We start from the raw sequence: 25,723 nt of genomic DNA, 5'->3' as shown, positions 1-25,723 counted from the left end.
GACTTTGGCGGCCAACCAGACAGCAATTCGGATTCTGATCGTCGAGGATGAATACCTGGTCGCCCTTTACCTTGAAGATTTGCTGACGGAAATGGGGCATCGAGTGCTCTATTCAGCCAGCCGTATCAATGAAGCGCTCCATCTTGCCCGGACCTGTGAGATCGATTTTGCCGTGCTTGACGTCAATCTGGCCGGCACCCAATCCTTCACGGTCGCACAGGTTCCGGGGCATTCCTTTTGTGTTCGCGACAGGTTACGGAAGCGATGGTCTCATCGATATCAGCACGAAACGGCCTTGCGAAAACCGTATGAGGCAGGAGAACTTGCCGACGCAATAGCGCGGGCGTTTCCCTCGATCACGCTTTGACCTCAGCAACCTTTGCCGGCATATCCATGCCAGTTTGGGGACGGATTTGTCGCGGCCCTCGAGAAGCGCCGTTGTGGATCGAGCTGTTTTGACCGGTCCAAGCTCAGAAAAGGCTCGGGTGCGCGACCGGGTCTCCGACCTTTGTTACATCGTTGAGCCGTAAGGCTCTCCCGGGATGTTACGATCAGCGCATCGTTGGGCAGCGGACGGGCTAGCGCCTTGGCCTCGTCCCACGGCGCACGCATCCAGATATCGGTCGCTTCCTCGGTCAGCAGCAGGACCCGCATGAGCATCAGCTAAGTCTGCTTCCCGGCACTATTGCAGCCATACCGTTATCGCCACATCACGAGCAGGTGCCCCACGGTGCGGTGGATCGCAGACGCTGACTCGGCGCCCCCCCACCCCGACCCAGGCCGCGCCGACCGTGCTCTCAGCAAGGCCGCCTCCAGAACCTCGTCCACGGCCTCCTGTCTATCGTGAGTGGGTCTTCGTCCGCGTGCTAAATGATGCTGCGGCCGCGGTCTGTATGTTGGCGGCACCCGCTGTTTCGGACGCCCAGTGAGAAGCCTGCTGTACGAGCCTTCGAGGATCTCCCTCTCCCAGCAGGTCGGAACCTAAAAGCGCCTCTGGAGCTTGACTAGACAGCTCGAGCTTGAGTTCAATTCGGAAGAGGCACTCCAGGTTTATCCCAGAGATTCAGCTTAGATGCGTTTATGATGAGCGGCCCAGGCCGTTATGCTGGTCCTTTCTTGATGGGGTGGTGAAGGAGTTCTTTGATACATCAAATACGATCGTCGACGGGATCTATTCCCTAGCCGACATGCTGACGGAGCTCAATCTGACGGGCACCGCTACCACGGCGCGTATGCAGCAGTATCCATCCGCACGGCCGCGGCAGGAGCGGCACGTATAAGGTAAAGAAACAGATCGGATGGCGCGGACATCCGGCCTCAGCCGCTTGGAGCGTGGCGTGGTCAATCCTCAGAAGTAATAGCCGTCGAGTACGCCAAGTAGAGAGCCGCCAATCAGGGAAAATATCAGCGGCAGGATGACAAACAGGAACATCACTAGGAGCATAAAGCGCATCAGGCACCCCGCCGCTGCTGCCCTTGCAGGTGGCGCTTCCGGAACAGGATAGGTTGACCTTCGAGTGATACGACCGGCGCGGGAGAGAGCTCTAAGCATCTCCAGCATTTTTGCCGTGCGGATGTCGCCTGCTGAGGCGCCGTCGGTCTCAGGGCGGGGAGACCTCCGTCGCTCTTTCCGGCCCCATGGCCCGGGACTCGTATCCAGCGGTGGTGGTGGTTCCGCGCGGGGGGCGGCTTTGGGAAAAGGGACCGGCGGACGTGGGCGAACGGGAGGGGGGACCGACGGTGCCGCCGGACGGAGCGGATCGCCAAACTTTGCGCCGCATTGCGGACATGCGGGTGCATCTAACCAATGCCCCGGCTTATGGTTCGTACAGTAGAAGCGGACTTGTGCCTCGTGGCAGGCCTCGCACTCACCGGAAGTCGCTGTGGAGGTGCCGCAGTTTGGACAACGCAAGATGACGCCTGTCATGGTTGAGGCTCCTGGCTCGGGTGATTGTCGATGCTGTCGGCGGCCGGCTGAGGATAATAGGCACGGATCATTTCCGCGGGAATGTGCAACCGATACACGCGCGGCAGGGCTCCTTTGACATATCGCGCCATGGTAGGAACCCGCTCGTAGGGCCCGAATGCCTCGCGGCTCAACCGCCGTGAAAGTGCGACGGTCGTGAGCAGCGGATTAGCCCGATAGGCGGGGAAGCTCGCATACCTTTCTTCCACGTGATCGTGGCCGCGTACCATATGTGTGACGGGCCGTCCGAGACCAGCACTCAAAGAGCAAAAAGCAGCGAAGTCCTCGTAGCCGAACTGGCTCCCGTGGGAGAAGCGGTTTGGCAGCTTCCTGCGGGCTTTCGGATGGGCCCTTGTCCACACAAAATCAGACAGGCACATCGGGTTGTTCCATTCCCCCGATTCAGCGAGATCGGGATGCAAGTCAACCAGCGGAAAGCCTCCGTGGGCGGCAAGCAATCCGTCGGGAAAGAAGAGTGCGCGCGGAGCGTTCGTAAACAGGCGCACGGCAAGCTTACCGGCCCGCTCGATCCATTCGTGGGTGAGGTTAGCGTTGAGGAAGTCGGCAAAGTCCGATGGCGTCACGCTCGAGGAAAATCGTACGCCATCGTAAGACAGTGCTTCGTCGTGATTGCCGGCGATGACGCACACGCAGTCTGGCGCCTCTACGATTAGTTCAAATACGCGGAGAAGGATTTCGAGGCTAAAACCCTCGTCATCGAAGAGATCGCCAAGAAACAGGATCCGAGGTGGACCTTCTCCAGGCTGCAGGTCCGGCTGCCGCATTGCCGCAAGTGCAGCCTCGAGCGCCAGAAGATCACCATGTAAGTCGCCGATGATCCACAGCGGGATTTCGGCATCGAAGTCAGAAATCTTTATGACTTTGTCGGTGGGATCGGCGCGGAATTTGTCGAACAACATGCCTGGCCAGTCGGCCCGGTCTAGCAGACCCTCCATCCTTTCCACCGTCGACCGAATTTCGGAGCGGATGGAAGACGGGCTGGCCCGGTTGAGGATAGCTCTCCAATCAAGGTCATTCACCTCGAAGATTTCCAATGGAGCAAAGGCCGCCGCCTTCGAAAGATCCTGGTCAGACGGCAGGCTCTCCGTCCGGGACGCAGCCTCTCCGTCCAACGCCGCAGCAACCGCCGGTGGCGGTTCGGGGCCGAGAGCTGGAACATCTGCGGCAAGCGCGCCGAGGGGACTGGAAGGACCCGGCGCCCCTGGTTCATTTTTGGGCACGTCTGTCATCACCGGATGAGCCTCTGCAATCGCCGGCTGCTCGCGGGGAGGATCTGACTCGGGCACTTCACGTCCGCCGGCCGAGTTCATTTGTTGAGCGCCCGCACCGTAAGGGGCATCATGGCGATGCCTTTGGCCTGGCGGCCGACCGCAATTCGATCACCTTGCCTGAGCGGACGAGGAGCTGTCAGGGTCATACCGTTCACGAGTGTTTCGTTGGTCGCACCAGCCACGGGAGATACCACCCATTGCCGTGAGGGATTTCGTTCCAGGACACATTGGCGATTATCCCAGAACTCGCTTTCCGGCCCGAACTGCCGCAACAGGGGTTTTCCAAGTTCCGTCATCACCCCGATCTGGAGGGAACGTCCGTCCGCACCAAGCAGCTCGATCCTCTCGGAAATGATCAACTCTGCGGAAGCTGGAGGAGCGATGCTTTCTGTTGTCGATGGAGCAGCTTTTTGTTCGGAGACGGCAGAGCCTGCGCCCCGTCCACTCAAAATAGCCCGAACTTCCGCAGCCGTCGGTCTCGCCGCGGGATCTGGAGACAGGCATCGGTGGAGGACGGTACTGACCTCGGCATTGCTCGCCGGTGTCGGCATCAACCCGGCAAGTGCCGGAGGTTTGGCGGCATAGCTCTGCACAAGCTTTGCATAATCAGCCGGGTCCTCGGCCCAGTATGGATGATAGCCGGCGAGAAGTTCGTAAAGCATTAGGCCGCAGGTGAAAATATCCGAAGCCAGTCCCGGAATAGCGCCGCGCGTCATATGTTCGGGAGATCGATAGTTGTCAGTGCCAACATATCCCTGATGCCCGTGCCAGGGCGCGCGGCGGTCAGCCAACAGGGAGAAGTCCATATCGATCAGCTTAAGCTGGTAGCCTGAGCTGATCGACGGGTCAGTGATCAAATATGCGTTCGCCGGCTTGAGATCTGCGTGAACGACCTTGGATTCGTGCAGTGCCGCGATACCGGTCATGAACACCTTTGACCACGTGAGGTGACGTGCCCAAACCGTGGCATCACCAGTCGCGGCCAGCTTGGTGCGACGATGCTGCTCCCGCTCCTCATCGAGCATTTGCTGCAGGTCGGCACCATTCTCGACGAACTCGAATGCCTGAAAGTAGCAAGGCCCGCCCCAGATCTCTTCGAATGCATCGACCTGGCGCACCGCAAATTGAGCAGCGCGGCCATTCCGGACGCGTGCTCCGAGTTCGTTCTGATAAGCAATAAAAGCCCCATACCAGACAACCGTCGGAGCAGGGGACTTGTATTGCTTGAGAAAAACCTTCTCACCGGTGGAAGTCTGAGCTCCATAGGAAATAGCCATCATTCCAGGTCCGAAGTCTTTCGTGACGCGATACTGCCGGATCCGGTCGCCGATTTTCCGCTTCTTGGCCATGGCTTTCGGGTCAGTCGGGCTAAAGCGCTACGGTCGCTGCCGACCGGGATACACTGGCGGCCAGCTGCTTCAAGGTGTTACGGAAGTTAACTGGGTCGGAGGTAAATTTCTGGAGCGCCTCCTGCGGGTTCAGCCCTTCGTATTCCACCACCTCCCATTCCGACTTGTCGATCTGGCTCAGCCTATCGTAGCCCTCGAAATTCGGGGCAAAGAGGCTAAGAATAATTCGGTTGGCCATAATAAGGTTAGCCACGTCCTGCAACGAACCGCCCTTTGCCTCGGCAATGCTCATGGTCTCCTTGAATGAAGCATCGGTGAAGACGATGACAACACGCGCCGCATCGCTTCTATAGCGCCATTTCGCCGGATCCTCCGTCTGCGAACCCCTCGGCACAGCCTCCATAGAGGCAACCTTATAAAGAGCATCGAGAAGCGACTCCGGCTCGTCCCCGCCGCCGTTAGCCTGTAGCGTACCAAGCTGCGCCTTGAGCGCGCTGGCATCGCGCACGAAGTCATTGTCGACGATCCATGGCAGGCCTTCGGCTTCGGCGGCCTCAATGTCACGGTAGCCGACAACCTTGCCGCGCCAATCCTTGACAGGGGCGGCGTTGTTCGGGTCGCCGTGGCTTAAGGAGTCAATAAAGGCCTCGATATTTCGCCGCAGTGCGTCGATGCAGGGGGCCATGCTGCCGGTAACGTCGACGAGGAAGACAATATCGGCCACGCCTTTTGTTTTTGGACGCTCCTGCAGGGTCTGGCTGTCGGCTGATAATGACGGCGCGCCGTCTACCGAGGCTTCTAACGTCGGCTCATCTGGTGTGGACGAGATAGGCCCGGTTGAGGTTGGTGTCGCGGCGGGAGGTGGGCTCCCCGGGGTAGGAGGCGTCTGTTGGTCCGGTTGCTCCGTATCACTCATCAGTCAGCTCCAATAGTTTGGTGTCGTTACGCGGCAGATCTGCCGCGCCGTAACGACAACACGGCCGCGACATGAAAGTTCCTACTTTCATCGGATCGGAGAACAACCGGTCTCGAGCGGAACGCCTTGATCATTCCTTCGCCCCTGTTTTGCCTCGACGAAGTCCGGCATACGGCGCTGAAGATTAATCTCGTAGGGAGCAGCATCATGAACCGGCCGACGCTCCCCGCCGACGGCGGCCCGCGCAGTTATCCTGCGCTATGAGTCGGTCAATGCGTAACCCCCACCGGCTGCGGCAATGCCGCAGCCACAGGCTTGGATTATTCCTTCGGCGGCCCGCTCCGCCGCTCCAACGCCGTCTTGCGGATGGTCTCCGCGATCTCCGGACTACTGCTCGGCAACATCTGGAAATCCACCGCGTAGAGCGACAGCAGCGCTACCTCGGTTGCTGCGCTGACCGTCGCTGAGCGCGGTTCGCCACTCAGCGCCATCTCGCCAAAGAAGTTTCCGGCACCGAGTTCCACTGGATGGTCGGGTGTCGCCACGGTGACCCGCCCCTCGACAATGAAGAACCATCTGATCGCCGATATCGCCCTTGCGGCAGATCACGGCACCAGCGGGGACAATGCGTGGTCGCAACGCCCGAACGATCTCGATCAATGCAGCGGAACCAAGCTTCTGGAACAGGGGTACGGCAGCGACCAATTGCCAGTTGCGAACGAAGTCTTGGCGGCGAACCTCTTCGTAGAAGCCGGCGGCGAGGATGCCGGCCCAAAGTGCAAAAATACCGATACCGCTCATCATCACCAATCCGGCCAGAACTCGGCCTGCAAGACTCTGCGGGATCTCGTCACCGTAGCCGGTCGTCGGTGAGTTCGCGGCCCTTGCTGCCGAAGAGATGCGTCACGATGATGCGCTTGTCGATCGCGTTGTGCACTGACTTGACAGCGATCCCGCTGACAGCCGCAGCCTCGGCTGGTGTGTAGGCGCGTGATGCGTTGACTATAATCATTCTGCTTGTGGAGAATATATAATTCAGGTGACTTCCGCCGTAAACCTAGCCGAGCTTTTCGATCTCGCTCCTCGTCGGCTTGTTGGTAGGCTTCTTCTCCGCGGCCGTTCAGTCACTTGAAAACAGCGCCTCCGCTCAGGCGAGGGATGCTCGTGCCGGATCTTCCGAAGATCAAGAGCCGGAAATTTTACCAGATTGGCTCTCGCTGATTGTCGCAGTTGCAGGGTTATTCGGTTCCGGTCCCATCATGGCGGATGTTAAGCTGCCCAATACGGAACGTACCGCGCGTTGCGCCTTCCTTGATCGGGATCGGCAGGTGCGATTCGACCGAGTTTGATGGATTCGGCGATGACAGCCGAGACGGCCTGATACTCTTCCGGCGTCAGCGAGAAGCGCTCACGGAGCGTCGCGTTGCTCATGTAGTCATGGGTAAGCCAGCGCAGGACACAGTGGAAGAAGCACGCCCGCAACTTCTCGGTCTTCGACATCTGCCCGAAGGACTTTGGCGCAAACAGCACCACGCGCATCGAGTTCTCAGACGAGATAAAATCAGGAGCGGGCAGATGCTGTGCTTCGATTTCGATCAAAGTCTTATCAAGGCCGCCCCCGCGCTCCTCGCATAGCCCGAAGGAACGCATCGTCGCAGCGAGTTTCTCGTTTCGCGAACGCCGCTCATCGAGAATGCGGTCGGTGCTGATCAAGGAATTGCCGGGATTAATGACTTCGAGGCGGTTCTCATAGATTTCGACAACTGGGCCAACGCCGGTTGCAATGAAATCCTGGTGAATGAGTGCGTTGGCGATGACTTCACGAACAGCCGTTTCCGGGAAGTGCGGCACCATACGTCGAACGCCGTCGATATATCGCTCTTCTTTGGGCAGCCGCTCCATCAGAAACCGCATCATTCCAGTGAAGCCGACTGCGTATCCCTTCTTCCCCTCCTGCTCGAAGTCGGAGCGGGATTTGTCACGGCCGGCGTACTTGACAATGCGAACCGTCTTTCCTGCGATCGAGGGGAAAACCGTGACATCGCGCGCCAACATGATCGCCCCCAGGTTGGTGATGTCGAACCTTCCTTCGAGATTGTCGAGCAGGAAGCCCGCATCGACCAACTTTCGAATGATCTCCTGAGAATTCTTCGGCTTGGGCTCGCCCGTCAGATCGTAAATTGGGTCGGGGTCGAGCATAGCGAAGACGTCGTTGGCCGTGACGTTCGATGACGCGACTGCGGTTTCGAAACGCCGACGACCGGTCGCTATCCCAGAGCGCGCGCTCGTGCTCGGGAAACTCGGCAAGTTTTTTCTTGTTTTCGCCGATCCGGACAAATTCCGTGCCGGCGAATTTTACAGGCCGTTCATAGGACGGCTCGATGGTGATGACGGAATAGCTCAGACTATCACAGACAAAGTCGAGAACCTCAATGAGTACGCGCGGCTCGACCATTCGGGCCAGCCAGTTAGTGAAATCCTCATTGCCTTGTTTGAGTTGCTGCAGGCGAAGCTCTGTACCAACCCTGTTCCTCGAATGGTCTTCGATTCCGAATACAAGGAAAGCGCGATCTCGCCCCGCCAGCATTGCTGAATTTGCAAGCGCCGACACGTATTCTCCGATTTCGCGCGGATCTTTGTTGTTGACCTTGAATTCCAACCACGCACTTTCGTTGGGTTCTTCCAGCAATCGGTTGAGAAGTGCGCAGGGATCGTGAATCGGCATAGCGGGTCCTCTTTTATCCCCCTTATATCAGATTCGTTCGTGTCAGAACCTTTTTCCCGCCGAAGCCTTCGAGAATTCCAAATAAAAACAAGGCGATGTCGCACGACTTCGGATGCGATTTTTATCCGCGTTTTGATGGAGTGCCTTATGGAGACCGCCTTGCAGAAAGCGGGGCCAGCCTTTTATCCTGGTTTTGTCAGAATCTCAGCTTGTTAGTCACAAAGTATGATGGAAAACAAGAAGATAATAGGTCAACCTAATGATTGCTTATATCATACAGCAAGCGGGTTGGCCTTTTGGCCCGACCCGTTTTTCCCGAAACCGATACTACGCGGCAGCCTCCCAGACCTGATTAAGAATCCGGGTCGCGAGTGCCGCCTTTACTTGCGGAGGACCTGGGCGGGCGACCATTTCCGGCGTCTCCTGGATGGATCTCTCGCTCCTCAGGCTGGTTGCTATGGTGTTCACGTTATGGGCAAAAAGATCGCATAGTGGATCGAAGGGAACTTTTTCGAAAGACTCCAGATAGCACCGTTGCGATTCTCCTTGTCACAACCCGCGACACTGGCCGTTGGACGATTCCTAAAGGATAGCCGATCAAAGGCCTCGCTCCGCCTGAGATGGCGGAAAGAGAAGGGTGGGAAGAAGCAGGGGTCAAACGGACGAGCTAAGAAGCGGGCCTTTGGTCACTTCGTTTACGTCAAGGCGCTCGACGACGGGCGGAAGATCCCTGCATTCGTGGAAGTGCATCTGCTCGAGGCACGCGGCGCCAAGAAGCGATTTCCGAAATACAAAGACCCCTCACCTGGCTCCGGCCGCGGAAGCTGCCGCTCTGGTGAATGAGCCTGAATTGCAAGGATTGTTTCGCCGCATGGAAAGGCGCAAAGACCCATCGAGCGAGATGGCATGATCGCTGGTTTGATCATCTGTGCCTTGACGGCCGTCGACGGCTTGCTGGGCGAAGGTGTTCCGTTCGTCAGCGGCATCGACACGCCGGCAATCGGGAGCCATACGAAGTGCCTCAAGGAACGGAAGCTGGCGCTGATCGCCAAGGGCACGCTGAGAGAGCTTTTGACTGAAAAAGGCTTGCGCGTGATGTTCAGCGGCGCGGTGGACCATACGCCATCGCACCGGCCGCTCGTCAAACATCTATCGAACGAATGGGGAAGAGATCGGGAAGAAGCTGCTCAGGGAAGGCTTCGCCCGGACATGGCACCCGAAACAGCGGAACGACTGGTGCGAGAAGGCAAACTGGGTACCCAACAAGATTAGCGAGTTAAGGCTAATTGACCCTCTCGAAACCCATGTCATGCTAATGGGGTTGTTTGTCCCCCCAGTGATAGACCCTGCTTCTTTGGCCCCCGCTCGCGCGGGCTTTTTTTAGGTGCGAAGCTAACGAAGCCGGGAACTTTCGATGTCTCACATTGTTCGATGACTGGAACTTTCCTTTCTTTGCGCGCGGACGCGCCATGCGTCATTTGGCACGTCCGCTTCCTACACGCCCCGCTATAATGCGGGGCTTTTTTTCGCTAGGCTGCGGAGCTCCTCTTGGTTCGGCATCGTACAGGAACTGCCGCGACAGAACCAGGTTACCTCACCGGATCGCGGGAGGAGGGTCACTGCGCAGCGACCAGGCCGAGAGTCTGTTCACCAGTTTCGGGCCTTCCTCGATCGCTGAGGGCAGCCAAGCGCCGCGCGCCTGTTCTGCCGGACAGAATTGCCGAATAACGCCTTTCACGAACGGAATCGATGGATGAGCGACAGACGCCATGAGTGGATCAGCAAACGGGCCTATGCGATCTGGGAAGAACAGGGCCGCCCTAACGGCCGGAACGGCGAACATTGGCGCCAGGCAGTCGCCGAGCGGGACGCGCTGGAACGCACGCAGGCCTCCGTTGACGGACGCGAAGTGCTGGTGAAGTTCCGTCCGAAGCCGCAACGGCCGGAACTGCCACGCGACGGCTGGCTCACTCCAACCGCCAAGGCCGGCTGATCCAACGGCCAGCGGCTTTTTCCGCGCCCACGCTGATTCCGCCTCTGCGGTCGGCGTCCGCGAGCGTCCTCCGGGGCCGTCTCAGATAAGCCTTTTGGATAAATATTCGGCGTAGCCTAGCGCTGTTACAATCATCGCGCGAAATGGCGGAGATGGGGCATGCGTCAGGGTTATCACGTTCCGCAGAAGAAATCCTTGCTGCTAAGGGCGCCAGGGTTGGTCATCGGCACCGTCGCGTTTGGTGCGGCCGGCGGCTGGACCGCGAGCGACATGCTGGCCTCATGGAGCGCTTCTGGCGGCTCTGGACTTTCCTGCAGGATCAAGGGCAACATCTCCATTGACACGGGCGAGCGCATCTTCCACGTGCCGGGGCAGAAACACTACGAGCAGACCAAAATCAGTCCCCAGTATGGCGAACGGTGGTTCTGCTCGGAATTCGAAGCGTGGGCCGCCGGCTGGCGGAAATCGAAATCGTAATGGGGAGATTGCCTGGATGTGAAAGGCCGCCTGCATAGCGGCCCTCTTTCTTTGAAATATCGCGCCGCTTCATTCAGCCTGCGCTTTTAATACTGGAATTGCAGAGGCTCCAATAGCCGCCACCTTTCTGGATCCATTTCAGATCGCCGAGCGTGCCCGCTTCCTTGGCGGCGTGATAAGCATCGACGCAGGTGTGCAACCGTCCTTTGGCAGGCGTTTCGCTCGAGTATTTCTTGTCGACTGCCTTCGGGAACTTCACGCTTTTTGGGGCCGCAGTCGTAGGCTTTTCCGGCTCTTTCTCGGTTGTTTTTGCGACATCCGATTCGTCTTCTTTGTCAGCGGCGGCAGCGTCCGCGCCACAGAATTTCGCGCGGAAATCGTTCCATTTCATGTCTTTGGCAGAGCCGTCGGCTTTGGCCGCCTGATATTTTGTACTGCATTCCTTCATCGTCAGCGCATGTGCCGGCGACGACATCATGAAAGCAGCCACAAGAGAGCCGGCAGCGGAAAGAAGAAGTTTGTGAGAGATGCGATATGACTTGGTCGATGCAACGAAAACCATGACACGCTCCTTGGTACGTTGGCCATATACTGCAAACGGTTACACCCGCCGAATGAACCTCCGATGAACGTTGATATGGCTCAAATGTCAGTCACCCGCGTTCACTTTACAGGAGGTGCCGCCCAGCGCACAGGAGATGCGTTTGCTTGGGGTAAGCATTAATCGCTGGGCGGCCGCATGTATAATAGGAGATATTCTTTTGGCTCCCAGTTGATTCTTGCTTCAGATTAGCGCGACACAATCACATTTTTTTACAGAGTGTTCTGTAGCTCTAAATGATAAAGTATTACTTATTGTCATTATAGAGAATTTCGAGCAACATTGTTGCACGGCGCCTAAGTGCGCAATGCCTACAAAATAACCCCATGTGCTCACCCCGCGAGAATGCGGGGCTTTTTTGTCTGGTATCTACTTAAACCAACTACAAACCGCCGCTCTCTATAGCCAGACTTTAGTCCGTCTTTTTCTCGGTAAGATTCAAACTAGATTTTCTTCATCCTTGTCGAGAGGACGCCAGGGAGGTTTTAGCAATGTTGCTGTGTATCCAGTCAGAACCTCCCTGGCGAAGCAAATAACACCTTCGTTGCCAAGCTGAGGTCAACTATCTCCAACGCCGTAGCGGAACCTAGCCAGTCCCTCTTCGTTGAAGTAACAGGAAAGCACGGGTGTTCCTCCTGTGCGATCCGTGTTGTCAAGACTTGCCCCGTTTCGGCGGGGCTTTTTTGTGTCCGGCATCGTACCGGAACCACATTGGGACAATGAGGTTGACTCACCGGATCGCGGGAGAAAGCCAGTTGGTTCCAGTTCGCGTAATGCCTTCCTCTTACGGTCCACTGTTGGGCCGTGCGGAGTCAATTTACCGGTCAGCTCCCAAGCGACGCTCCGCACGGCTCGACGCCTCAAGACACCTGCCAGATCCATCGCGTTCCCGCCCTGCCTTCAGCATAGGAGAGTGAGGCGTTATGATCCTGTCCCAAGTATTCCAAACCCAGAGCGCATTGAATGAAGCCGAAGTGGCCCTTTGCCAGCGGGTCTTCGATCACGTCGTATCGGTGAAGAAGATCACCTCGGACCCGCAGCGCCAGGACCTAGCCTCTCGGATCATTCAGTCCTATCAGCACGGCGTGAAGGATGAGGACAGTTTGTTGAGCCTACTTATCGATGTTCGATCGTAGAACCGGACCACCGACCCCACGCCCCCTTCAATCTTACCGGTCTTTGATCGTCTGACGACGAGCACCCCTTGTCCCCAAGATATATACGAGAAAGGTCGCGCCAGCTGGCGAGCTCCCACAGCAACGACCTCCTCCGGATTAAAGAAGACGACCGGGGCATTGCCCGCGTATTCGAATGACACCTACCTCTCTTCGCCATCACGCAGCGGTCTGCACCCCGAGAGCAGCCCTGGTGGCACGGCGCATGCGTGCACCATGGGTACGTACACCTGGCAGAGTTCGGTAGATATCGAGATAATCGCGCGCCATGCGCTCTGCAGAAAAGCGCTTTTCGAACGTTGCGCGAACTCTGCGGCGGTCCAGGCGCAGCGCTCGGTCGATGTTTTCCACGGCTTCGGTGACTGTATCGACGATTATGCCGGAGACACCGGCGTCAATCACTTCCGGCACGGAACCGCAGCCGAACGCAATGACTGGGGTGCCGCATGCCATAGACTCGATCATCACCACTCCGAAGGGTTCTGGCCAGTCGATCGGGAACAGCAATGCACCGGCATTGCCGAGAAACTCTGCCTTTTGATGTTCGTTGATCTCTCCGACGAACTCCACGTTTTGATGGCTCTTCACCAGAGGCTCGATCACGGTTTCCCAGTAATGCTTGTCGACATTGTCGATCTTCGCCGCGATCTTCAGGGGGATCCCTGCTTTAGCAGCGATCTCGATGGCTCGATCGGGTCGCTTCTCCGGCGAGATGCGCCCGAGGAAAGCAAGATAGTTTCCTTTCGGCTTCGCGGTGAAGGGTAGAATCTCGTCCGAGAGCCCATGGTAAACGGTGCCGGCCCAGTTGACCGGCGGCATGGGCTGTCGCTGATTGTTTGAGATCGACACCAGCGGTATGTCCGGGAAGGCTTGGTAGAATGTTCGAAGGTCCGGTAGATCCAACCGTCCGTGCAGCGTCGTCACGGTTCGGTCTGCGAAGTCCATAATCAATGGGAAATGCAGCAGATCAATGTGGAAGTGTAGGACATCGAATTCGTGTGCCCGGCGGCGAACCTCCTCCAGCATGACAATATGGTGCGGCACGTGGTCCCTGACTGCAGGATTGAGACGCAGGGCGATGCGCGAGCACGCTACCAGTTTGGCGTCAGTAACAGAGTCGCCGCTGGCGAAAAGCGCGACCTGGTGGCCCTGACGGACCAGCTCGTCTGTCAGATAAGAGACGATGCGCTCCGTTCCGCCGTAAAGCTTCGGTGGGACGCTTTCAGCAAGGGGTGCGATCTGGGCGATCTTCATCGGAAAGCCTCCTCCAATGAGCAAAGATTTGACGTTTAGTACTAGCTCGCATCCTCTTGGATGCGGCGCGATCATCAGATGTAGAACTTGAACTGATGCGCCGCGTTCCGTAATCCTTTTCCATTAGCCGAGTTGGCTTGAAACGATGAATCGGGGCGCCGCGACGGTTCCTTGGCTAATGAGGATCAACGAGATGGGTTCGACGCGCCGTGAAGTCCTTCAAACTCTTCAACGCATCGAATTTCATGAGGCGTCGTGTCCGCCCGCAAGGCGGCTGATACGACCGCTGGGCTAAGTTGCGCCGCGCAAACGAGTCGTTTGGACCTCGAGACAGGCAGCATCCTGGCGTCTTGTGAGGAAAACGATCCCAGCGCCATCGAAAGAAGCTCTCCTTCGATACTCGAAAGACGCATTCTGTCGCCGTGCGATTGGCGGACGACGACCATTTGCACATAGAGGCCTTCTTCGGTCTAAATGAAAAGTTTTCGAACCGGGTCGTGCCGAACTATGCATTGGATGACAGAAACACTCACGAGGAGAGGGTGCGAGGGTGAAAGCACTGTGGCCGGAGGGAAGCATCCATCACTGGTGGAGAGGCTGCATGATTTCAGCTATCTTTGTTTCGAGTGATCGTAGGCTTAGCTAGCTTGTACCCGCAGGTTAGTGCCTCGATGGCGAGGTGATCAGGCACCCCTGAGCGAAGGAGTGCTATAGGTCAGGTATCCTGACGAGAAATCGCAGGCTTTGTTCGATTGAGCGGATATGGCTGTCGGGGCAGGGATTCGAACCCCGCGTCACAGCTCGAAAGCTGGAAGCAACCTCGGACACCCGAGGGATGAGGAGAGCGCCACGCTCCGATTACGCTTACGCCCGACTACCGCATTAACTCCCCGGGCCTTGTGTTTGTTCCTTCGTCGCGGACCATACCAATAAGAACATGAGGCAGTCGAAACCTGCTGAGCAACCTGCAAGAGTAGCCAATCCGCCCGCCAGATTGCCCCCACCGTGTCCCCGGTGCGATCATCCCCTCATAAATCCTGACGGCCGCCCGTTGCAGGAAATTGCCGTGGCAGGTCACGCTTCTAGCACCGTCAGACCGGCGTCCTCTGCCGTGGTTATGCAAGCTGGTGCGGAACCTCCGCACCAGCTCCGAGCACTCCGGGATCAACCGTCTTCTTTGACGCGATAGGCATCCGGAAGGATGAAAATCTCGTCGGCACGCCCGTATCCGCCGTCCTTCACTTCCTCGATCAGCACCATTGTGTGTGGCCGTGCCGCCTCGGAGAAGTACTCCACCAGCATGTCGGTGGCGCGGTGCACGATTTCTTCCTTCTGGGAGCGGCTAAGCGCGCCCTCAGGTGTCTTTATGTTAACGAATGGCATTGGAATCTCCTTTCTTGTGGGTTCTGCTTCAGATCATGCCGCCATTGGCGCGTAACACCTGACCGTTCACCCAACCGCCTTCCGGGCCGGCCAGGAAGGAAACGACTGAGGCAATGTCATCCGGTTGGCCCAGGCGCCCGAGCGGAATGGTACCAACGATTCTCTGGACCAGCTCGTCGGGCTTGCCGGACATGAACAGTTCGGTCTCGACGGGACCGGGCGCCACCGCATTGACGGTAATGCCGCGCCGGCCGAGTTCCTTCGCGGCGACGTGCGTGATCGCCTCGACGGCGGCTTTGCTTGCCGCATAGACGCCGTAAGTCGGCCCGTAAGCGCCGACGACGCTTGAAGAAAAATTGATGATGCGCCCACCATCGCGGAGCCGACGGGCTGCTTCGCGAACGGCGCGGAATGTCCCTGTGAAGTTTGTGGCGATCTGCTGCTCGAAACTCGCGTCGTCCATATCGGCAATCGGAGCCAGCTTTATGATGCCGGCATTGTTGACCAGTATGTCGGTCCCGCCGAAGCGCTCGTCGGCCGCGCTGAACAGATCGGCAGCTGCGGCCGGACCGCTTATGTCAGCCTGCACTGCGAGAGCCTTCCCGCCGCCCGATTCAATGTCCGCGACGACCGCATCAGCCGCCTGACGGCTCTTTGCGTAATTCACCACGACGGCGATGCCGTCTTGCGCCAGCCGAAGCGCAATGGCTCGGCCGATCCCTTTCGATGCGCCGGTGACGATAGCGACGCGCTGCCCTTCGATGCTCATTGTAACCTTCTCCTTATGACGGAACAGGAGATATCGATGGTGTCCCGGGAGAACAATCCACCAACATTTGACATGAGAATTCGTCTGTGGTGAATAAAGGCATGGATCGGCTTGACCGCATGCAGCTCTTTATGCGGGTCGTTGAGCGCCGTAGCTTCGCCGCGGCGGCGTCCGACCTTGGGCTTGCCCGTTCCACGGCCACCGAGGCGATTAAAAAGCTAGAAGGCGATCTCGGCGTTCGCCTTCTTGAGCGAACGACCCGGCATGTCGCGCCGACACTGGACGGCGCGGCCTTCTACAGCCGATGTGTGGCGATCCTCGCGGAGGTGGACGAGGCGGAAAACGTCTTCCGTGACATGCAACCACGCGGCCTGCTGCGCGTCGACGCGCATCCTTTGCTGACACGCACATTCCTGTTGCCGCGACTCAATGAGTTCCTCGATCGGTATCCTCTGCTGGACCTTCAGATCGGGCAGGGCGACCGGCTGGTAGATCTCGTCAGGGAAGGTATCGACTGCGTCATCCGCGCCGGAGAGATTTCAGATAGCGGCCTGATCATGCGTCGCCTCGGGATGATCGCTGAAATCACCTGTGCCAGCCCGGCCTATATATCAAGGCACGGAATGCCACGCTCCCCAGACGCGATGGAGGGGCATCGCGCCGTTGGTTTCATATCCTCCCGTACCGGGCAGATCATGCCTCTCGAGTTCACGGTCGGCAACACTGTCCGTTTCATATCCTTGCCGTTCCGGCTGACGGTCAACAACTCCGACACCATGACCGATCTCGCCCGCCTCGGCTTCGGCCTCATTCAGGCGCCGCGTTACCGCCTCCAGCGGGATCTGGACGAAGGGACGCTGGTCGAGGTCCTTGCCGACTATCTTCCTCCGCCGACACCGCTTACCGCGCTCTATCCGCAGAACCGCCAGCTTTCGCCGCGGGTGCGCGTCTTCCTCGACTGGATCGTCGAATTGTTCTCCAAAGCTGAATTCTGACGGTCGGGCGCGATCCCAAATATCCAGCTATCTCCGGAGATCTGCCAAGACCGATTGCCCGCTCCGTGGAATAGCTAATCGAAAGGAGCAACAAGCAAGGTCTACACCTTAGAGGTATGCGAGGGCGTCGGCCTTTTCGCGCGACATGGCTTTCGCCAAATGTCGCTCATCTTGCCTCGATGCGATTGAACGGTCGAACAGCGTCTTTGGCAAGCGGCGTGTCCTTGCCGCTCCATAGACAGGGTTAAAGCCGATCTTGCAGCTCATACGTTGAGCTGATCACCTCATTCCACGCCCAGTTCTGGAGGAGTCGAGTCGCCAATTCGATCGCCGTTGACCTGCCACGGGTAATTTCCTCGAGATTGGGTTAGAGTCCGGCCTCTTGAAGGACGGACAAATGAAAAAGCAGAGATTTGCTGAAGTCCGGGGTCAGGAATTTGCTTTCCGTCATTCTCACCTCCTTCGGCGGCAGTGGCCCGGAGCCGAGTCGCCGAATCGTAAGCCAATCTTCATTGTGGAGGTGAAGTCGGGACGTGACACATTAAATAACCGGCAAGATCGTAAGATCGTTCGGCATACCATTGGAGGCTCATTCAACCCAGCCAATACCTCGCTCCCGGCCCTTTGCGCCCTGCCACGTCGGCAGGGTTCGCCAAGCGACATCGGTCGATCGACAGGCAGCCGCAACCGATGCATTCGCCAAGACCGGACCGTAGGCGCTGTAACTCGGCTATGCGCTGGTCGATACGCTTTGCCCACGCGCTCGACAGCCGCGACCAATCCCGACGTGACGGTACGCGATCGGCCGGCAGCTTAGCGAGCTCGGCGCCGATCTCCTCCAGCGTCAGCCCGATCCGCTGTGCAAAGACGATGAAAGCGATCCGCCGCAATGCAGACCGGTGGTAGCGTCGGTGTCCCGAGCCGGCGCGCTCGGATGCGATCAACCCACGCTCCTCATAGAAGCGCAGAGCTGATGAGGCAACGCCGCTGCGTCGCGACACGTCGGTGATGGTCAGCATCGGATCCATGCATAAATAAAAGCACGAAGCTCTCTTGACTTCAAGTTCACTTGAACTTGTAGCAGTTACGCGTACCCATTGAAGGAGCACCGCAATGCAGGCGAATATCGATCTTCAAGGACTTCGCGTAGGGATCACCGGCGGCACTTCCGGCCTCGGGCTGGCGCTTGTGCGGCAGCTTGCTGAGAAGGGTGCGAGCATTGCCTTCGTCGCCCGCACCGCCGCGAATGTCGAGCGCGTCGCAGCCGAGACGGGCGCGCATGGCATTGTCGCCGACATCGGCAAGAAGGAAGATATCTATCCGATCGCGATGCAGATCAGTGCCAATCTTGGCGGGGTCGACGTCCTGATCAACAATGCATCGAACCTCGGTCCTGTGCCTCTGGCGCTTCTTGCCGACACGGAGTGCGAGGAGCTGGAGGCGGCGCTCGCTGTCAACCTTCTCGGCGTCTTCCGGCTGACGAAAGCCCTGTTCGGTGCGCTCGCCGCGTCCGCGCGCGAGGGCCGCGGCGCGCTGGTGATCAACATCTCCAGCGACGCGGCGGTCAACGCCTATCCCGGCTGGGGCGCATACGGCGCGAGCAAGGCAGCGCTTGCCCATCTGACGGCAATTTGGGACGAAGAGTCGAAGCCAGATGGAATAAGGTTCCTTGCGCTCGACCCTGGCGATATGGACACCCCGCTGCACGCGTTGGCGCTCCCGGACGCCGATCCTTCGAGCTTGAAAGACCCGGAACTGGCCGCTGCCGAGATTCTCGAAACGATGATTGAGGCGTTGTCGGCTCACGCTGCGCTTACCGCTGGAGCCCGGTCGTGATCGCCGCTGATCACCTCGATCGGCAATCGGCCAGGCTGTTCGTCGTTGGGGCGGACGGCTCGATGCGCGACCTGCCGCGGGCTCACCTCGGCACGTTATTCGATCCTGGCGATCTGGTTGTCGCCAACGACGCCGCGACCTTGCCTGCCAGCCTACACGGCACGCATCTCCAATGCGGAAGGGCGATCGAGATCCGCTTAGCCGGCTGGCTGTCAGCTTCCGCTCCAGTCCGCTTCGTGGCAATTGCCTTCGGCTCTGGCGATCATCGCACCCGCACGGAAGATCGGCTGCCGCCGCCTGCGCTGTCATCAGGCGATCGCCTCCAGCTCGGCTCACTTGAAGCCAATGTCGAGCGCGTTCTCGACCATCCTCGTCTTGTCGAGCTCAGCTTCCAGGGCACCCGAGCAGCCATGTTTGCAGGCCTGGCGCAGCATGGCAGGCCGATCCAATACGCGCATGTTCCCGAGCCGTTGGCACTATGGGATGTTTGGACGAGAATTGCCGCCCGGCCGGTCGCGTTCGAGGCGCCATCGGCTTCCTTCGCGCTCGACTGGCGCACACTGCAAGCTTGGCGTCGTCGCGAGATCGGTTTTGCAACACTCACGCATGCCGCGGGCATTTCTTCCACCGGCGATCCCGCACTCGACTCGCGCCTTCCCTTTGACGAGCCTTACCACATCCCTGAATGCACCGTGGGGCAGGTAGCGCGGGCGCAGCTCAGAGGCAGCCGCATCATCGCGATTGGCACCAGCGTCGTGCGCGCACTTGAAGCAGCCGCCGAGACCGATGGCAGCCTGCGTGCCGGAGATGGTATTGCGACAGGGCGCATCGGCCGTGGCACTCCGCTCCGCGTCGTCGATGCGGTTCTCACTGGTGTCCACCAGCCCGGCGAAAGCCATTTCGAGTTGTTGCGCGCCTTTGCCGACGATGGCCTGCTCACCAGCGCCTCCGCAGCTCTCGCGGGATGCCGCTACCGTGCGCATGAATTCGGCGATTCGATGCTCCTCAATCGTCAACAGCGGCTCTATCGCGCGAACCTTCCCGGGGCACATGATCATCGATCTTAAGCTGCAGATGCTGTTGGAGTTTTATTCCGGCCACCGCTGATACCTTCTTGAGAGTTATTCGATCGATAGGACAGTTTGCATCGCCGTGCCTTGGCTGGCTCGCCGGCGCTGAAGCGTGGCGTCAGGTCGGTTCGAACATCTGCTCGCGCAGGGTGGTGCTCGGCGCCATCATGATCAATGGCAGGATCTAGCAGGAAGCCGGCCTGGAACACCTCGTCGCTCAGCAGCTCCTCGATCTCCTGCCGGGCGCGACAGTGAGTTCCGGCCGCCGACCGGTCGCGGCGGCGACGAGTTTGCGCACGGCTCTCTGGGCAGCCCGGATTCTCGCGAACGGTCGGCGCCGGGGCTTCGGCTGAGAGATATGTTTATGCCATCAACTGCAAGCAGATGCTAATGACCGGTTTGGTTCTGCTCTCATCAAGGCGACAGAGACCGGACAATCCGAAAAGTCGGACTATTTTGGTGTTTAGTTGCGGGGATGGGCGGGCTTATGCAATGAAGCGCCTGCCTTTTCGGCCGCCGCCTGCAGACGCTTGTCCTTGGTCCATAATGCCGCTCGCCGATCAAGCAGTATCGAGGCGAGCAAGTGGGCATCGGTATAGCCGATGCCCATACTGAAGATGCCGTGACGGTCGATCATTGTCATCACTTCGTCGTGCGTTGCGACGAACGCTTGGCGCTGGGCTGCCAGAAGTGTAATCACACGCTCGCGATCTCGAAGGCTGCCAAGTGCCAGTTCGCCGACCACAGCCGGATGGCAGAGTAGACGATCGTGCTCAATGATCGTCCGAAGCTCCGCATCAACTTGGCGAAAATGATCGATCCATATAGAAGTGTCTGCCAGTATCACTTGGCCGCCGCGCTCCGGCGACGTGGAGCTGCCTCCGCATCGGGCATAGTTCCACCGAGCGCGATCAGGCGTTTTCCGGACTCTACTCGGATAAGCGTCTCCAACGCCTGGCGGACGAGAGCGGCGGTTTCTTTTGTGCCGGTCAGGGACTTGGCTCTTTCCATAAGATTATCGTCGAGATTGATAGTCGATCGCATCGTCTATTATCCTTGTACTGATGTTTTAAATAGCACCATTTGGTGACAAAATCTACGCCTATCCCGCGTTGATACCTCCGGCGTCATGACAAGAATCAAGCGGCGACCTTCGCCCGAGATAATCCGATCTGACCAGCATGGCGCGATCGTCTACTGTCACAATCAAGCCGGATTGAGGAACTCCTACCGGGGAGGGTGCTTGGACTTTTGTAGTTGCGTTTGTAACCAATCCATACAGTTCAGAGAGGACCAGGGCCGTTCTGGTAAAGAAAATACAGAGCGGATTGCGGCGCACGAGCGGAAGCGAAGTGGCAATTTGTGGTCTGGTCTCGCCTCATCCGGTAACACTGATCGAAAAAGGAAATAGGTCCCCCAGCCAGCTATTCCTGACTGACTTGTGCCTCTGAAGGCAGTCTGAGCGAGTTGCCGCGGGCAAAATCCACGAAGGCACGCAGCGGCGGCGGCATCTGACGCCGGCTGGGATAATAGAGGTGGAAGCCGGGGAAGGGGGGTGTCCAATCGTCAAGCATGCTGACCAGCCGGCCCGCGGCGAGATGTTCCGCCACGTGATGATCGAAGAGATAAGCTATCCCGACACCATCCAGCACGGCCCGCAGCATCAGGTCGTTGTCGGTAGTGCTGAGCGGCCCCGAGACGGCCACTTCGAGCTTCTCGTCGCCGCGTTCGAATTCCCAGAGATAGAGGCTGCCATCCGTCGGCCACCGGGAAGCGATGCAAGAGTGGTCGCGCAGGTCGCGCGGCGTTTGTGGCATGCCGTGGCGCGCGACGTAGCCCGGCGAGGCGATGACGACGAGCCGCATCTCACCGCCGAGCTTTACGCTTACCATATCCTTTTCCACCATCTCGCCTAGTCGGATGCCGGCATCGAAACGACCGGCGACAATATCGGTAAGTTTGTCATCCACGATAATGTCCATGATGATATCGGGATAGGCTGCATTGAAGGGAGCAATCAACGGCGCCAGCGTGTGGACGATCGCGACCCGCGGTGCGGTGATGCGCAGGAGACCGGCTGGCTTATCGCGCAGCGCCGCAACATCCGCCACCGCCCGGTCGAGATCGGCAAGCGCGGGCACTAGTCCGGCAAGCAATCGCTGGCCAGCCTCGCTCGGCGCCACGCTGCGTGTCGTGCGGTTGAGCAGACGGATTCCCATTCGTTCTTCGAGTGTGCGGATCGTCTGGCTGAGTGCGGAGGCCGACATGCCGAGCCGGGCAGCCGCGCGGGCAAAGTTGCCATGTTCGGCAACTGCCACCAAAGCCCTGAGTTCCGCATAATCGCTGCCGCGCATTATGTTCTCTTTGCTAAAGAAGTCATGTCGATAATGTAGCATTGTTATCAGTATCGGCAAGGCGCATCTTCTGGCTGCAACACAGGAGATTTATCCGATGTCAGATGAAACAACCAACACATTGTCCCTTGACCGCTATCGTCTCCTCGGCCGTTCCGGCCTGCGCGTCTCGCCGCTCTCGCTCGGCGCCATGACCTTTGGAACCGATTGGGGCTGGGGCGCCGATGAGCAGGAGTCGCGTCGCATGTTCGACGCCTATGTCGATCGCGGCGGTAATTTCATCGATACTGCCAACCAGTATACAGGCGGCACCTCGGAAAGACTCGTCGGTCGCTTTGCCGAAGGCAGGCGGGACGAGCTTGTCATCGCCACCAAATATACTATCACCTCGCGCCCGAAGGATCCGAACTCCGGCGGCAATCACCGCCGCAGCATGATCCGCTCTGTGGAAGACAGCCTGAAGCGGCTGAACACCGACTATATCGATCTCTTCTACCTGCACGCCTGGGATTTCACGACCTCCGTCGAGGAGGTCATGAGGGGGATGGACGATCTCGTCCGTGCCGGCAAGATCGTCTATGCTGGCATTTCCGATACGCCGGCCTGGCAGGTGGCTCGTATGCAGACACTGGCCGACCTGCGCGGCTGGGCGCCGCTGGTAGCACTGCAGATCGAATACAGCCTTATCGAGCGTACGGTTGAGCGTGAGCTGATCCCGATGGCGCGTGAGCTCGGCCTCGGCGTCATCCCCTGGTCACCGCTCGGCATGGGCATTCTGACCGGCAAATATACCCGCGCCGATCTCGACATCGGTGCCGGCACCGCAAGTGCGGTCGGCACCCGCAAGAATGTGGCTGCCGGCAACGGCTCGCTGACCGAGCGCAGCCTCGTCATCGCCGATGTCGTAAAGCAGGTTGCGGCCGAAATCGGCAAGTCGCCGGCGCAGGTAGCGATCGCCTGGACGCTTACCAACCCTGCCGTGACTTCGCCGATCATGGGTGTGAAGACAATAGCCCAGCTTGAAGACAATCTCGGTGCGCTCGATGTCGTATTGTCTGATGAGCATCGCACTCGCCTCGCCGAAGCCAGCGCCATCGTTCTCGGCTTCCCGCATGATTTCCTCGCCAAGCCACTGACTCGCGGCGTCATGTTCGGCGAAGCGACCATTGAGCCCCGACGCTGAGTACGATCGTTCGACGCAGAAAAACGCGGCGACGGTCGAAGAATCGATCGCCGCTGCCATACACCAGCGACTGAGTTCAGCGCCTTGTCGTAACGTCCAGCTCAGGCCAGTACGCCTTGAACGTGGTGCAACTCGCGCGACGATTTCAACGCCGGAGGGCTCCGATTGCTGCCGCTCCGATGTGATAGCTTACGACGCCAGTGATTGCTTTGGTGTGCGATGCCGGATTTTGAAAGCTTGGTTGTTGAAGGCAAGACGCTGCTGACCGCCGTTACGATGTCGGCCGCAGTTGCTTCCGTGCCGAGGGTAACTGTCGCGCCGACCCGCCGACTGTTTGGCGCCTCCTGATGGCGCCGATGACTCTGGAGGCGAGGGGCGGGACGACTGAACAGGATCCGCGACGAGTACGTCCGCCACTCCGATCTCGACGGCGGTGTCCATCGCCTGGAATCCAGTATCAAGGATCTTCGCGAAGAGCACCGTGAGACTTCGAAGGAGACCACCCGAAGGCTCGATGCCATCATTGCGTCACTGGCGAAAAACAACGCCTGAGAAACATCGAAAGTGTCGGACCGCACGGAGACATGCTTGGAGAGCACTTCACTGGGAATTGCTGCACGACCCGACTCTTAGTGGGCGGATTGCAAAGAGGAAGGCATTCCGCTGCCAACAAAGCGGCTGATCAATGTATCTGAGACCAGAGGCAAGCCGCTGGCCGTTGGATCAGCCGGCCTTGGCGGGCGGGGTGAGCCAGCCGTCGCGTGGCAGGCCCGGCCGTTGCGGCTTCGGGCGGAACTTCACCAGCACTTCACGTCCGTCGACGGAGGCCTGCGTGCGTTCCAGCGCGTCCCGCTCGGCGACTGCCTGGCGCCAATGTTCGCTGTCCCGGCCGTCAGGGCGGCCCTGTTCTTCCCAGATCGCATAGGCCCGTTTGCTGATCCACTCATGGCGTCTGTCGCTCATCTATCGATTCCGTTCGTGAAAGGCGTTATTCGGCAATTCTGTCCGGCAGAACAGGCGCGCGGCGCTTGGCTGCCATCAGCAAATCGAGTTCGATCGAGGAAGGCCCGAAACGGGTAAACAGACTCTCGGCCTGGTCGCTGCGCAGTGACCCTCCTCCCGCGATCCGGTGAGCTAATCTAGTTCTCTGCCTGCAGTTCCCGTACGCTGGCGGACAAAAGAAGGGGGATAGGTGGAAGCTGATGGGTCTTGGAGGGTCAGGTATTCTCGAAATAGGGGCGTCGGCGCACACCTTCATCCTTACAAAGTTCGGCACGGTGGCAATGGCGTGGGCGACCCGAAAATAGCGACGGCTGACCAAAAAAAAGGGGCCCCGCCGAGACGAGGCCAGTTGTGATGTGGGAAAGAAGGGATCATGACGCCCTTAAAATTTTCGGTAGGATCGTCCGCTTGGAACAGACTTTCCTAATATACGTTGTAGGAGCCTGCCCACGGAGGACGCCATGATCAGCATCTGGGACGCGAACGTCCAATTGAAGATAGATGATCGTGTTCACGTCATCAGGAACGCTAGAGAGGCGGTCGCATTCTTGAAGAAATACTGGCCCGACAAGAAAAACGCGAGCTATGCGACAGCGTGGAAGGTATGCCTGGACGCGGCGCATGGCGTTGTTCCCGATACGGAAGCGCGATCTGCGTTTGAGGCTGCGGCAAAGGAGGCCGGTATCCTTCAACAAACTTGAGGTCGCTTCGTTTGAAGTGAGAAACTGGATAATGCCGCCATCGGCCATCATGCGGCATTCGGCCGTGCGAAGCACCTCCGAGAGAACTGGGAATTACCTTCGCACGGCCCAACTCTGGTTTGGGTCTCTAAGAGGACGGGCACGTCGCGAGAACCTTCCTCGCGCGGTCCAGTGAGCTAACCTAATTCTTTCTCTACTGTTCCCGTACGATGCCAGACAAAAGAGGGCCCCGTCGAAGCGGGGGCCAAGGCGTGCGTACGGCGAAGATCGGATCCAGATAGCTGTAAACGCAGTAACGCAACAAAGTTCACGACTAGCGCATGGTCGTGGGAGAGAAAGCCCCGCGCGGAAGCGGGGCAGAAAGGTAGGGGTGTTTTGATGCGCCACTTGTGCGTCGCGCAAATAGCTTGCCTAATATTATCTTTTTGGCAATAAACTATGCTATTGACAAATACATAATTTAGGACACGGGCGTTCAGTATTGGTCATGGCCCAAGCATCGGTCCACACATTACATGATCGCGAGGCGCGGAAGCAAAAGCTGAATGGATAGTCCCCCTGGCGTCCATGATCGCTGGATATCAATTTTAAGGCTCCGTGCTATCCTTTGCTCCAGGACGCTTCCAAAGCCAGAAGGAGCTTGAGTGGGGTTCGTAATCGACGGTCCGTTCGCTTCAAGCCA

Annotated in this window: 24 protein-coding genes and 5 pseudogenes; 11 read left to right on the top strand and 18 right to left on the bottom strand. The window is 58.6% G+C overall.

Features of this window, described 5'->3' with window-relative positions; genetic code table 11:
- The first annotated feature begins 4 nt into the window (after positions 1–4).
- The gene (locus CO660_RS28405; RefSeq protein ID WP_245421394.1) at positions 5–367 is read left to right on the top strand and encodes a response regulator; all 363 of its coding nucleotides are present in this window, start codon (positions 5–7) and stop codon (positions 365–367) included.
- A 103-nt stretch (positions 368–470) separates the two neighbouring features.
- Here the strand turns inward: CO660_RS28405 and CO660_RS34565 are convergent.
- The 9 genes and pseudogenes from CO660_RS34565 to CO660_RS34110 all read right to left on the bottom strand — a co-directional run.
- Positions 471–648: pseudogene (locus tag CO660_RS34565) on the bottom strand (SOS response-associated peptidase); the annotation flags it as partial.
- Positions 649–1,348: 700 nt separating this feature from the next.
- Positions 1,349–1,561 carry a hypothetical protein gene (locus CO660_RS32970; protein WP_141504932.1) on the bottom strand — a complete coding sequence of 71 codons (213 nt, stop codon included), beginning with the start codon at positions 1,559–1,561 and terminating at the stop codon, positions 1,349–1,351.
- 362 nt (positions 1,562–1,923) lie between these two features.
- A complete protein-coding gene (locus CO660_RS28395; protein WP_097601420.1) occupies positions 1,924–3,297 on the bottom strand; it encodes a metallophosphoesterase in 1,374 nt (457 codons plus the stop codon).
- Positions 3,294–4,607, bottom strand: coding sequence for a protein kinase (locus CO660_RS28390; RefSeq protein ID WP_097601419.1), 1,314 nt, complete (start codon positions 4,605–4,607; stop codon positions 3,294–3,296). Before CO660_RS28390 ends, CO660_RS28395 begins: the two co-directional genes overlap by 4 nt.
- Before the next feature lie 19 nt (positions 4,608–4,626).
- The gene (locus tag CO660_RS28385) at positions 4,627–5,523 is read right to left on the bottom strand and encodes a vWA domain-containing protein (protein WP_141504930.1); all 897 of its coding nucleotides are present in this window, start codon (positions 5,521–5,523) and stop codon (positions 4,627–4,629) included.
- A 320-nt stretch (positions 5,524–5,843) separates the two neighbouring features.
- Positions 5,844–6,390 (bottom strand): annotated as a pseudogene (locus CO660_RS28380) (cyclic nucleotide-gated ion channel); the annotation flags it as partial.
- Positions 6,374–6,535, bottom strand: coding sequence for a hypothetical protein (locus tag CO660_RS33475; protein ID WP_176536400.1), 162 nt, complete (start codon positions 6,533–6,535; stop codon positions 6,374–6,376). The gene CO660_RS33475 and the pseudogene CO660_RS28380, both read right to left, overlap by 17 nt.
- 257 nt (positions 6,536–6,792) lie before the next feature.
- A complete protein-coding gene (locus CO660_RS34115) occupies positions 6,793–7,722 on the bottom strand; it encodes an ATP-binding protein (protein ID WP_245421393.1) in 930 nt (309 codons plus the stop codon).
- 166 nt (positions 7,723–7,888) lie between these two features.
- A pseudogene (locus CO660_RS34110) lies at positions 7,889–8,248 on the bottom strand (ATP-binding protein); the annotation flags it as partial.
- A gap of 906 nt (positions 8,249–9,154) precedes the next feature.
- On the opposite strand from CO660_RS34110, the pseudogene CO660_RS28370 reads away from it, so the two are divergent.
- From CO660_RS28370 to CO660_RS28360, 3 genes and pseudogenes are all read left to right on the top strand, one after another.
- Positions 9,155–9,491: pseudogene (locus tag CO660_RS28370) on the top strand (thermonuclease family protein); the annotation flags it as partial.
- A 510-nt stretch (positions 9,492–10,001) separates the two neighbouring features.
- Positions 10,002–10,241 carry a DUF2934 domain-containing protein gene (locus tag CO660_RS28365; protein WP_097601417.1) on the top strand — a complete coding sequence of 80 codons (240 nt, stop codon included), beginning with the start codon at positions 10,002–10,004 and terminating at the stop codon, positions 10,239–10,241.
- A 159-nt stretch (positions 10,242–10,400) separates the two neighbouring features.
- Positions 10,401–10,718, top strand: a complete 318-nt coding sequence (locus tag CO660_RS28360; protein ID WP_097601416.1) for a succinoglycan biosynthesis protein exoi — start codon at positions 10,401–10,403, stop codon at positions 10,716–10,718.
- Between the two features lie 73 nt (positions 10,719–10,791).
- Here CO660_RS28360 and CO660_RS28355 read toward each other — a convergent pair whose 3' ends face one another.
- Entirely contained in the window at positions 10,792–11,247 is a 456-nt protein-coding gene (locus tag CO660_RS28355; RefSeq protein WP_097601440.1) for a hypothetical protein, read from the bottom strand.
- A gap of 995 nt (positions 11,248–12,242) precedes the next feature.
- Between CO660_RS28355 and CO660_RS28350 the strand changes: the two genes are divergently transcribed.
- Positions 12,243–12,455: a hypothetical protein gene (locus CO660_RS28350; RefSeq protein WP_097601415.1), complete on the top strand. Its 213-nt coding sequence runs from the start codon at positions 12,243–12,245 to the stop codon at positions 12,453–12,455.
- 198 nt (positions 12,456–12,653) lie between these two features.
- On the opposite strand, the gene CO660_RS28345 is transcribed toward CO660_RS28350, so the two are convergent.
- The 3 genes from CO660_RS28345 to CO660_RS28335 form a co-directional block, all read right to left on the bottom strand.
- The gene (locus CO660_RS28345; protein ID WP_097601414.1) at positions 12,654–13,748 is read right to left on the bottom strand and encodes a glycosyltransferase family 4 protein; all 1,095 of its coding nucleotides are present in this window, start codon (positions 13,746–13,748) and stop codon (positions 12,654–12,656) included.
- A 1,164-nt stretch (positions 13,749–14,912) separates the two neighbouring features.
- A complete protein-coding gene (locus CO660_RS28340) occupies positions 14,913–15,131 on the bottom strand; it encodes a 4-oxalocrotonate tautomerase family protein (protein WP_085781858.1) in 219 nt (72 codons plus the stop codon).
- Between the two features lie 28 nt (positions 15,132–15,159).
- A complete protein-coding gene (locus CO660_RS28335; RefSeq protein ID WP_097601413.1) occupies positions 15,160–15,900 on the bottom strand; it encodes an SDR family oxidoreductase in 741 nt (246 codons plus the stop codon).
- A 101-nt stretch (positions 15,901–16,001) separates the two neighbouring features.
- On the opposite strand from CO660_RS28335, the gene CO660_RS28330 reads away from it, so the two are divergent.
- Complete coding sequence (locus CO660_RS28330) at positions 16,002–16,895, top strand: LysR family transcriptional regulator (RefSeq protein WP_097601412.1); 894 nt, start codon at positions 16,002–16,004, stop codon at positions 16,893–16,895.
- 593 nt (positions 16,896–17,488) lie between these two features.
- Here the strand turns inward: CO660_RS28330 and soxR are convergent.
- A complete protein-coding gene (gene soxR / locus CO660_RS28325) occupies positions 17,489–17,923 on the bottom strand; it encodes a redox-sensitive transcriptional activator SoxR (RefSeq protein WP_085781855.1) in 435 nt (144 codons plus the stop codon).
- 85 nt (positions 17,924–18,008) lie between these two features.
- On the opposite strand from soxR, the gene CO660_RS28320 reads away from it, so the two are divergent.
- From CO660_RS28320 to CO660_RS34105, 3 genes and pseudogenes are all read left to right on the top strand, one after another.
- The gene (locus tag CO660_RS28320) at positions 18,009–18,731 is read left to right on the top strand and encodes an SDR family NAD(P)-dependent oxidoreductase (protein ID WP_097601411.1); all 723 of its coding nucleotides are present in this window, start codon (positions 18,009–18,011) and stop codon (positions 18,729–18,731) included.
- Complete coding sequence (locus CO660_RS28315; protein WP_097601410.1) at positions 18,728–19,798, top strand: S-adenosylmethionine:tRNA ribosyltransferase-isomerase; 1,071 nt, start codon at positions 18,728–18,730, stop codon at positions 19,796–19,798. The genes CO660_RS28320 and CO660_RS28315 overlap by 4 nt, the downstream gene beginning before the upstream one ends.
- Before the next feature lie 143 nt (positions 19,799–19,941).
- Positions 19,942–20,192 (top strand): annotated as a pseudogene (locus CO660_RS34105) (hypothetical protein); the annotation flags it as partial.
- A 72-nt stretch (positions 20,193–20,264) separates the two neighbouring features.
- Here the strand turns inward: CO660_RS34105 and CO660_RS28305 are convergent.
- From CO660_RS28305 to CO660_RS28295, 3 genes are all read right to left on the bottom strand, one after another.
- On the bottom strand, positions 20,265–20,648 hold the full coding sequence (locus CO660_RS28305; RefSeq protein ID WP_097601409.1) for a type II toxin-antitoxin system VapC family toxin: 384 nt from the start codon (positions 20,646–20,648) through the stop codon (positions 20,265–20,267).
- Positions 20,645–20,845 carry a type II toxin-antitoxin system VapB family antitoxin gene (locus CO660_RS28300; protein WP_097601408.1) on the bottom strand — a complete coding sequence of 67 codons (201 nt, stop codon included), beginning with the start codon at positions 20,843–20,845 and terminating at the stop codon, positions 20,645–20,647. The genes CO660_RS28305 and CO660_RS28300 overlap by 4 nt, the downstream gene beginning before the upstream one ends.
- A 380-nt stretch (positions 20,846–21,225) precedes the next feature.
- On the bottom strand, positions 21,226–22,155 hold the full coding sequence (locus CO660_RS28295; protein ID WP_097601407.1) for a LysR family transcriptional regulator: 930 nt from the start codon (positions 22,153–22,155) through the stop codon (positions 21,226–21,228).
- A gap of 97 nt (positions 22,156–22,252) precedes the next feature.
- Between CO660_RS28295 and CO660_RS28290 the strand changes: the two genes are divergently transcribed.
- Positions 22,253–23,338 (top strand): aldo/keto reductase, encoded by a 1,086-nt coding sequence (locus CO660_RS28290; protein WP_097601406.1) that lies wholly within the window; start codon positions 22,253–22,255, stop codon positions 23,336–23,338.
- A 723-nt stretch (positions 23,339–24,061) separates the two neighbouring features.
- Here the strand turns inward: CO660_RS28290 and CO660_RS28285 are convergent.
- The gene (locus tag CO660_RS28285) at positions 24,062–24,301 is read right to left on the bottom strand and encodes a DUF2934 domain-containing protein (RefSeq protein ID WP_097601405.1); all 240 of its coding nucleotides are present in this window, start codon (positions 24,299–24,301) and stop codon (positions 24,062–24,064) included.
- A 500-nt stretch (positions 24,302–24,801) separates the two neighbouring features.
- On the opposite strand from CO660_RS28285, the gene CO660_RS28275 reads away from it, so the two are divergent.
- Positions 24,802–25,041 (top strand): DUF982 domain-containing protein, encoded by a 240-nt coding sequence (locus CO660_RS28275; protein WP_097601403.1) that lies wholly within the window; start codon positions 24,802–24,804, stop codon positions 25,039–25,041.
- Positions 25,042–25,723: the final 682 nt, after the last annotated feature.

The organism is Rhizobium sp. L9 (genome assembly GCF_002531885.1).
GTDB lineage: Bacteria > Pseudomonadota > Alphaproteobacteria > Rhizobiales > Rhizobiaceae > Rhizobium.
The sequence above is the reverse complement of the archived record's forward strand: the minus strand, read 5'-3'. Positions and strand labels throughout refer to the sequence as shown.